This is a genomic window from Anoxybacillus pushchinoensis (assembly GCF_900111795.1).
In the GTDB taxonomy this organism is placed as follows: domain Bacteria; phylum Bacillota; class Bacilli; order Bacillales; family Anoxybacillaceae; genus Anoxybacillus; species Anoxybacillus pushchinoensis.
On record NZ_FOJQ01000075.1, the window covers coordinates 1 to 8,121 of the forward strand.

An 8,121-nucleotide genomic window follows, 5' to 3' on the forward strand; every position below is an offset into this window, starting at 1 on the left:
GAGCGATCGTCGCGATAAAAGATACGTTACTCATTCGGACACGCGATGGAGTGATGTATGGCGTGGAAGAACGAGAAGAAACGAAACGAGAAACGATCGTGAAAAAGGCACTGAAGCGCGTGCAAACGCAAATGACAGAAGTGGTACGAGATAACATCCCATACCTTCGCCAATCTTCAGGGACACCGATTTACGAGGCATTGCAAGCATTGAAAGGTTTTTAAAACGAGAGAAAACGCACATACCTACAGGATGAGAGTAAGTAAAAGCGCTTACATATAACGATTTTATAAAACCATATATAACCAAAAAAATCGGTCGAGAAAAAAATCTCCTACAAAGTCTTGACTCAAACACGTTTGGTCGGTGACTTGTTCAATTTTGCGATTTTGTGTATAATTCATTGTATAGTCCTCCTTGGTCTGATGTTAGGTGTTTGTTGACACCCCTGCATCATACCAAGAGGGCTTTTTTCTTTCAAGTCCCCGAAAACCTTTCTAACAGGAATGCTCCTCAAAAATTTTCAAGAACAATTGTATTGGGGAAATGTTAAGTCTTGTTTAATCGAGTTTAATAATTGTGTAAAAAAAGAATAATAGGAATTTTGAATTAAAAAAGGATTCCTTTTACTTGAATTAGCCCTTTCATAATAAAACATCGCAGCCTCATGTTTCTTCCTCTTATGTTTAAACATCATTCAATGAAATTTTACTATTATATAAGCGAGCGTCGAGCGTCTACGGCTAACCAAATGCGAAGGTGTCTTTCGTGAGGTAGAATCTGGATGAAGCTTGTAGACACTAGATTACACGAACCAAATTAGAAGCTGGGACAGCCGGACGAGCCTGCCAGACAAGGTAAAGTCCAAAGCCGCCAAGGGCTATTTCAGTAAGCTTGGGTGGACACATGAACGGAAAGATGACAATTTTACCTAAAAAGCATGGCTCACGACACACATTTCTCATTTACACAAAACAAAGCCCTCGGAATTGCATATTGGCAATCCGAGGACTCAAGAACATTATGCAGAGATATGTTGAACTTCATCAAGGTTAGTGAACCGCTTAGTTCGGGACCGCGTGCTAGGTGGTGTGAGAAGACAAGGGGGAGTCGCCCCGCCCCCCCTCTTACTTAATTTCGTAAGAAACATATGACTTTTATAACAGAACACCTTTAATCTTTCTTGTCATGCTTGCTCTTGATAATACCTTCTCTACTTGAATGCCTTTCTTTCTAAACTTTTCAATGATTTGTTCTATGCTCTTTTTCATTTTCGATTCCTTTTTTTCTGGTTTCATCCGTTTTCCCACCAATGGTTAATCTTTAGCAATTTTATGCGTGTATCAAATACATCGAAAACTTAGATGTATTTTATCTAATTATTACATTATGTTCTTTATTCTCCCACAAAATCGTTAAGCTAATTAAAGTAACTAAAATAGTGGCACCCATATCGGATAAAATAGCAATCCAGAGTGTAAGCAAGCCCGGAATAGTCAGTAATAGAGCTAATAATTTAAGACCTAATGCAAGGGAAATATTTAGTTTGATAATACGATTTACTTTTTTAGCAGTTCTTATAGCGCTCGGTAGTTTTCCAAGATGGTCTTGCATTAAAACGATGTCTGCTGTTTCAATTGCGCTGTCAGTACCTTTTCCCATTGCAATGCCTAAATCGGCTGTTGCTAAAGCAGGTGCATCATTGATACCGTCACCAATCATCGCTACTTTTCCTTTTAACGCTAATTCTTTTACTTTTTCCACTTTATCTTCTGGTAACAGATTAGCGTAATACTCTGTCACTCCCACTTTTCGTGCCACTTTCTCTGCTGTTTTTGGATGGTCACCTGTCAGCATCACTGTATGTTGAATACCCGCTTGGTGGAGCGCCTTAATTACGCTTTTACTTTCTTCTCTAATTTCATCAGAAATTCCGACTAGCCCCATCACTTGACGTTCATCAGCAAGCAATACTAACGTCAAACCTTCTTCTTTCATTTTCTCAATATCGGTTTTCACATTCTCTGTTATTTGTAAATGCGAAATACTTTTCTCATTCCCCACCCAATATCGTTTACCTTGAATACGTGCGATGATCCCTTGTCCAGAAACCGTTTCGATTTCCTCCGGATCATGTAAAGCGACTTCTGTCTCAACCACTTTTTTCATAATTGCCTTGGCCAACGGATGGGATGAATTTTTCTCAATCGAACCAATAATCCGATAGAACTCATCTTGATCCTCTATATAAACCGTTACTTTTTCAACATGGGGCTCTCCTTTTGTAAGAGTTCCTGTTTTATCGAAGGCAATCGCATTAATTTTTCCTAACTGCTCAAGAAATACTCCTCCTTTTACAAGAATCCCATTACGGGCATTTCTTGTAATCCCAGAAACAATCGCAATCGGTGAAGATAAAATTAGCGCACACGGACATCCGACAATCAAAACGGCTAAACCTTGATAAAACCATTTGTTCCACTCAGCACCCAAAAATAGTGGAGGTATCACCATAACTAAAACGGCAACAATCATAATTAGTGGAGTATAATATTTGGCAAAACGATTAATAAACAGCTCCGTTGGTGTTTTTGTTTCCTGCGCTTCCTCGACCAAATGTAAAATTTTTGCTAATGATGAATCCTCATATGATTTTGTAATCTCAATTTTCAAAATTCCTTCGTTATTAATACTTCCGCCAAATACCGTTTCTCCGCTTTCCTTTTCAACAGGTAATGACTCCCCCGTAATGGCAGCCTCATTCACGGAGCTTTTACCTTCCACAACTACTCCATCCGAAGGAATTTTTTCTCCGGGTTTTACTAAAACAATATCTCCTACTTGAAGGGACTCAATAGGAACCACTTTCTCTATGCCATCTTTCAATACTGTCGCTTGCTTTGGAGCCACTTCCAATAATTTTTCCATCGACTTTCTGGCCTTTTCCATTCCAACGCCTTCAAGATATTCATTTAATCCAAAAAGAATGGCAACAACCGTTGCTTCTTTCCACTCTCCTATGGAGATGGCCCCAATTAATGCCACGGTCATTAACGTATCAATGTTGAATTTCAGTTTAACTAAGTTTTTTAAACCTTTCAAAAACGTCTGATATCCGCTAATAGACATGGCAATTAAGTACAAACCGATCACTAGAAAACTGTTTGTCTGCTTCTCAAGGAAAAACGCTATGAAGTATAAAGCAGTCGAAACAATAAGCAAAAACTTTAAATTGGCTCCTTGATGATGTGAATGCTCATGTCCATGATGATGAGCCTCAGTTTTTTCAATAAATGCTCCGTCTTCGGATAAAATCTTTTCGACTTGTTTTAAATCAACTTTTTCATCAATTTTTAGTTTTCCTGTATTATAATTTAGTGTTGCTGATTCCCCGTGTTCTAAACTCCGAATTTTCTTCTCGATTTCGGCAGCGCAATGAGCGCATGACAAGCCTTGTATTCGATATTCCTCCATGATAAAATCCCTGCCTTTTTAATGATGTCTCGCGTGATCAATTGTTTGTTTCAGGATGTTCATGACATGCTTATCGTCATGAGAATAATACAGCGTCGTTCCTGCGCGTCGGTATTTAACAAGGCGCAAATTTTTTAGAAAGCGCAATTGATGTGACACAGCTGATTGTCCTAACGACAATTTTTCAGCAATTTCGTTCACTGAATACTCCTTTTGTGATAGTAAATATAAGATTCTAATTCTCGTCGGGTCACTTAATGCTTTAAACGTTTGTGAAACAATAAATAAGGTTTCCTCGTCTAAATCCTTATCAACAGATGGTGTATGTTTAGATTCTTCCATAAAATATTCCTCCTATATTTAATATATGAACATATTCTCATATATTCTACAAAAAAAGTATCATAATATTCTATACACTGTCAAACAATATTAATGAATACGTAATAAAAACATATAGATAAACAATAAACCAAGTAATACATACAGCCCAAACTCATGAAATTTCATTTTTCTTTTGGCTTTCCATAAGATTTCATGGAATGTTACAAATGATAAAGTGCCAATTGCTCCTCCGAACAAGAGGGTATTGAGTTTATAAGAATGGTCTCCAATTAGAAATCCGGCAAAAATGCTTGCACCCAGAACAATAGCCAAAAAAACAGCACTAATTACAAACAATACGGATGAGGATTCTACAAATGCCATTGACCCCATTAAAGCCATTCCTTCAGGGATATGATGTAGAATCAATGCGGCTAACAGTGAAGAAAGAGAAAATGCTTCGGTTTTCATCGTGGTCCCTAACGCCAAACCAGTTGGCAAGTTATGAATGCCAATTGCAACAAGCAAAAGTATAAAAGAATGCATATACTCTAGGCTTCCATTGGCCACATTTAAATTTCTATGTAATAAGTTCTCAGTTATACTCATCGATAAAATACCTGCTAATACCCCTAAGACAATTCCCATCCAGCTGTTCTGAGTAAAACTTTCTGGAAGCAATTCGAATAGAATTAATCCGAGCAACAGACCGCCGCAGAAAACGAAAATCCGCTCTATCTTCATTCCTAAAATAAAACGGAATAAAAAGCTGAAAATTCCCCCAAAGTAATTATAAAAATGGTAATGATCGGAACAACTAGTATTGTTCTTTCTTCCATGATGTCACCCTTCCTTTTGTCCATATTCATTTTCATCTATCCTTATGCATGAATTTAGCAAAACACGTCTTATCAACATAAAAAACACCCTTTTCTTTCCGCCTTCCTGCACTAAATTTGTACAAGGTCATTTCCGTTGACAAAAATCAAACTAGTGCATATGATATGATTAAAAGTTGGTTTAGAGAAAAATTATGAGTTAAAGACAAATTGTTGTCTGGAGGTAAAATATGATGGATTCTACCAAACTTGTTCCACTTTCTAATTGTAGTCCCGGTCAAAAATTCAAAATTGTACAATTGGAGCTCATTGGTACGATGCGGTATAGATTGCTTGATTTAGGTTTTGTTCCCGGAGCAGTTATCAGTGTGCAACAAAAAAGTCCACTAGGAGATCCCACCGCTTTTCGGGTCAACAACACAATGATTGCCTTGCGCGAAGAAGAAAGTAGCAAAATATTTGGGGAGGTCATAGAGAATGACTGAAGACAAAGAATGGCGTATCGCTTTGGCTGGAAACCCGAATACAGGCAAAAGCACATTATTCAACGCATTGACCGGTCTACGACAACATACGGGGAATTGGCCCGGAAAAACGGTTGTTCACGCTGAAGGCTCTTTTACCTATAATGATAAAACTTATAAAATCATTGATTTACCCGGAACTTATTCCTTATTGTCCAATTCGGCAGATGAAGAAGTCGCAAGAGATTTTATTATATTTGAAAAGCCAGATGTAACTATTGTCGTGCTTGATGCTACCGCTCTTGAACGCAACTTAAACTTAGCTTTACAAGTGCTTGAGATGACAGATCAAGTCATTGTCTGTATTAACTTAATTGATGAAGCTAGAAAAAAAGGAATCGAGATTAATAAATCATTATTATCCAAAAAATTAGGTGTTCCAGTTTTGACAATATCGGCACGAAACGGTGAAGGAATCGATGAACTTTTGAAAACAATCGACCTAATGGTAAACGGAAAAATTAAAACAAATCCACTTAAACTCCAATACGGTCCAGACATCGAAGAAAAAATCGCTAAATTAATACCCTTAGTAACTAAATTATTCGGAACCGAGTATCCGGCAAGGTGGGTTGCTTTACGTCTATTAGATGGAGATCACAGCCTTTTAGATGCGTTGAAGCGGGACTATCATTCATCAGTAAGGAGGATGACAGCAAATGGATACTCATGCAGCTGTTAACCGCGAAAAAAGTTTTCAAGAATTAGTGAAATATGCAGAGTCTTTATCAAATACCCAGACTCGTGACAGAATTGTTAGTCACATTTTTCAAACAACGAAAAAGATTTGTAATGACGTAGTTTCATACAATCAAAAAGAAAAGCCAAACCCAACGGAAAAACTAGACCGAATTTTCACATCAAAAATTTGGGGATTTCCTATTATGCTGGCAATGTTGGCAGTTGTCATCTATATTACCATCGCTGGAGCCAACATTCCGTCGTCCATGCTAGCGAATTTCTTCGGCTGGTTGGAAGGGTATTTGACTTTAGCATTCAAAGCTATTAATGCGCCAGACTGGCTGTATGGCATTCTCGTTTTAGGTTTATATCGCGGTACAGCATGGGTTGTGAGCGTTATGCTGCCACCAATGGCTATTTTCTTCCCGATTTTTTCTTTATTGGAGAATTACGGTTATTTGCCTCGTGTCGCCTTTAACATGGACCGTTTATTTAAAAAAGCAGGTGCACATGGAAAACAATCACTTACGATGGCAATGGGATTTGGATGTAACGCTGCAGCGATTATGTCCACTCGAATTATTGAATCGCCTCGCGAACGAATGATTGCCATTTTAACGAACAATTTCGTTCCTTGCAATGGGAGATGGCCGACTCTCATTTTATTATCGTCCCTTTTTATGGCGGCAAGCTTTACAGACGAGCTAAGTACGATGGTGACAGCGGCTGTCGTAGTCGGAATGGTCCTTTTCGGTATTGTTGTGACATTATCCGTTTCATGGATTTTATCAAAAACGGCATTAAAAGGAATACCAACCCACTATACGTTAGAATTACCTCCTTACCGTAATCCTAAAATTTGGAATACTATTGTTCGGGCAACGCTTGATAAATCGTTTTATGTACTGAAACGTGCAGTAACTGTTGCTGCACCAGCGGGGGTTTTAACTTGGATTTTAGCCAATACGTACATCGGCGATACAAGCATTTTGCTTACCATAGTTCACTTTTTAGATCCGTTCGCAAAAAGCTTAGGGCTTGACGGTTTTATTCTTATGGCATTCATATTAGGATTGCCGGCAAATGAAATTGTTTTGCCGATTCTTCTCATGGGCTATTTATCAACAGGAGCATTAACAGAAATTGAAGATATGAGTACATTAAAACAAATTTTTATTGACCATGGCTGGACTTGGTTAACGGCATTAAATACAATGTTATTCTCTTTGTTACATTATCCTTGTGGTACAACACTAATTAACATTTATAAAGAAACAAAAAGTAAGAAATGGACATTTGCTGCTTTTGCCATTCCTACTGTTTTAGCAATAACTATCACGTTTGTTATCAATCAAATTGTTCGCTTATTAGGCTTAATTTAATTAAGAAGTTAACTTATTCTTATTTGGATCTGTCTCTCTTTCATTATTACCGTATCACATTAGAGAGAACAGATCCTATTTTCATATCTGTAGTATCTCATATCCTTATGTAGCGGCTATATATTGAGCTTTTCCAAAATGCAAATACCAACCAAAAAAGTTTTTCCCTGTTTTAAGAAAACGTGTATAATAGTGACGTACCTTTTATGAATATATGTTCATTTATTAATTTTTATTGTCAGGAGGATACAAAATGCTAAGTTACAGAAAACTTTTCCCTATTACATTATTAAGCACTCTCCTAATTGTTGGTTGCTCTAATTCGCTACAAGAATCAGGAAACAACAAACAAGGGCATCAGCAAACAGTGAGCAGAGATATTGTAGAAGAAACAAAAAATATCGAGGTTCTACCAAGTTTCTTGGATGATAAACCGAAAGAAATGAAAAACTTATACGTTAGCGTAGCGAAAAATAGAGAATTGCTTGAAAATATTCCGTGTTATTGTGGCTGCGGTGAATCTTCTGGTCATAAAAATAATTATGATTGCTTCGTATTTAAAACTCACATTTCGCACCCTCTCGACAAAAATCGGGAGGATTTTTTTATCTTCCTGTCGAATAAAACCTTGGAACACAAGGAAAGCAAAGGAGTTTGCTCATCATGGACGTTCAAATTCGGGCCATTTATGAAAGTTCTTATTTGAATATAATAAGCGCCCTGTTCAAAGATCTTGACCTTCCTCAGTTGATTGATCGTCTCGTTCCCGTGGATCCGCAATGCCAAACTCGAGCCAGCGATATCGTCAAACTAATCGTTCTGGATATCTTGAGCGGCCGGCAAGCGCTCGTTCATTTGGAACAATGGGCGCATGACATCGATTTGCCGAAGCTGATT

The 8,121-nt window shown here is 37.7% G+C and carries 9 protein-coding genes and 1 pseudogene; 6 read left to right on the top strand and 4 right to left on the bottom strand.

Annotated elements, in window-relative coordinates:
• Window positions 1–224 (top strand): annotated as a pseudogene (locus tag BM213_RS13350) (UPF0236 family protein); the annotation flags it as partial.
• 933 nt (window positions 225–1,157) lie between these two features.
• Here BM213_RS13350 and BM213_RS14740 read toward each other — a convergent pair.
• The 4 genes from BM213_RS14740 to BM213_RS13365 all read right to left on the bottom strand — a co-directional run bounded on the left by BM213_RS14740 (window position 1,158) and on the right by BM213_RS13365 (window position 4,503).
• Window positions 1,158–1,298 carry a hypothetical protein gene (locus BM213_RS14740; RefSeq protein WP_167357419.1) on the bottom strand — a complete coding sequence of 47 codons (141 nt, stop codon included), beginning with the start codon at window positions 1,296–1,298 and terminating at the stop codon, window positions 1,158–1,160.
• Between the two features lie 73 nt (window positions 1,299–1,371).
• On the bottom strand, window positions 1,372–3,474 hold the full coding sequence (locus tag BM213_RS13355; protein WP_091704954.1) for a heavy metal translocating P-type ATPase: 2,103 nt from the start codon (window positions 3,472–3,474) through the stop codon (window positions 1,372–1,374).
• A gap of 18 nt (window positions 3,475–3,492) precedes the next feature.
• A complete protein-coding gene (locus BM213_RS13360; RefSeq protein WP_091704956.1) occupies window positions 3,493–3,816 on the bottom strand; it encodes an ArsR/SmtB family transcription factor in 324 nt (107 codons plus the stop codon).
• A 90-nt stretch (window positions 3,817–3,906) separates the two neighbouring features.
• Window positions 3,907–4,503 (bottom strand): ZIP family metal transporter, encoded by a 597-nt coding sequence (locus tag BM213_RS13365; RefSeq protein ID WP_167357420.1) that lies wholly within the window; start codon window positions 4,501–4,503, stop codon window positions 3,907–3,909.
• 367 nt (window positions 4,504–4,870) lie between these two features.
• Between BM213_RS13365 and BM213_RS13370 the strand changes: the two genes are divergently transcribed.
• From BM213_RS13370 to BM213_RS13390, 5 genes are all read left to right on the top strand, one after another.
• Window positions 4,871–5,122: a FeoA family protein gene (locus BM213_RS13370; RefSeq protein ID WP_091704971.1), complete on the top strand. Its 252-nt coding sequence runs from the start codon at window positions 4,871–4,873 to the stop codon at window positions 5,120–5,122.
• On the top strand, window positions 5,115–5,843 hold the full coding sequence (locus BM213_RS13375) for a FeoB small GTPase domain-containing protein (RefSeq protein WP_091704961.1): 729 nt from the start codon (window positions 5,115–5,117) through the stop codon (window positions 5,841–5,843). Before BM213_RS13370 ends, BM213_RS13375 begins: the two co-directional genes overlap by 8 nt.
• Window positions 5,821–7,224: a nucleoside recognition domain-containing protein gene (locus BM213_RS13380; RefSeq protein ID WP_091704964.1), complete on the top strand. Its 1,404-nt coding sequence runs from the start codon at window positions 5,821–5,823 to the stop codon at window positions 7,222–7,224. Before BM213_RS13375 ends, BM213_RS13380 begins: the two co-directional genes overlap by 23 nt.
• Before the next feature lie 253 nt (window positions 7,225–7,477).
• On the top strand, window positions 7,478–7,930 hold the full coding sequence (locus BM213_RS13385; RefSeq protein WP_091704968.1) for a PCYCGC motif-containing (lipo)protein: 453 nt from the start codon (window positions 7,478–7,480) through the stop codon (window positions 7,928–7,930).
• On the top strand, window positions 7,888–8,121 hold a 234-nt coding region (locus tag BM213_RS13390), incomplete at its 3' end, for a DUF4277 domain-containing protein (protein ID WP_143091209.1). The genes BM213_RS13385 and BM213_RS13390, both read left to right, overlap by 43 nt.

Bases quoted from the DNA above. Each gene is read 5' to 3' on its own strand.
- BM213_RS14740 (WP_167357419.1), bottom strand. From the start codon at position 1,298: ATGAAACCAGAAAAAAAGGAATCGAAAATGAAAAAGAGCATAGAACAA.
- BM213_RS13355 (WP_091704954.1), bottom strand. From the start codon at position 3,474: ATGGAGGAATATCGAATACAAGGCTTGTCATGCGCTCATTGCGCTGCC.
- BM213_RS13360 (WP_091704956.1), bottom strand. From the start codon at position 3,816: ATGGAAGAATCTAAACATACACCATCTGTTGATAAGGATTTAGACGAG.
- BM213_RS13370 (WP_091704971.1), top strand. From the start codon at position 4,871: ATGGATTCTACCAAACTTGTTCCACTTTCTAATTGTAGTCCCGGTCAA.
- BM213_RS13375 (WP_091704961.1), top strand. From the start codon at position 5,115: ATGACTGAAGACAAAGAATGGCGTATCGCTTTGGCTGGAAACCCGAAT.
- BM213_RS13380 (WP_091704964.1), top strand. From the start codon at position 5,821: ATGGATACTCATGCAGCTGTTAACCGCGAAAAAAGTTTTCAAGAATTA.
- BM213_RS13385 (WP_091704968.1), top strand. From the start codon at position 7,478: ATGCTAAGTTACAGAAAACTTTTCCCTATTACATTATTAAGCACTCTC.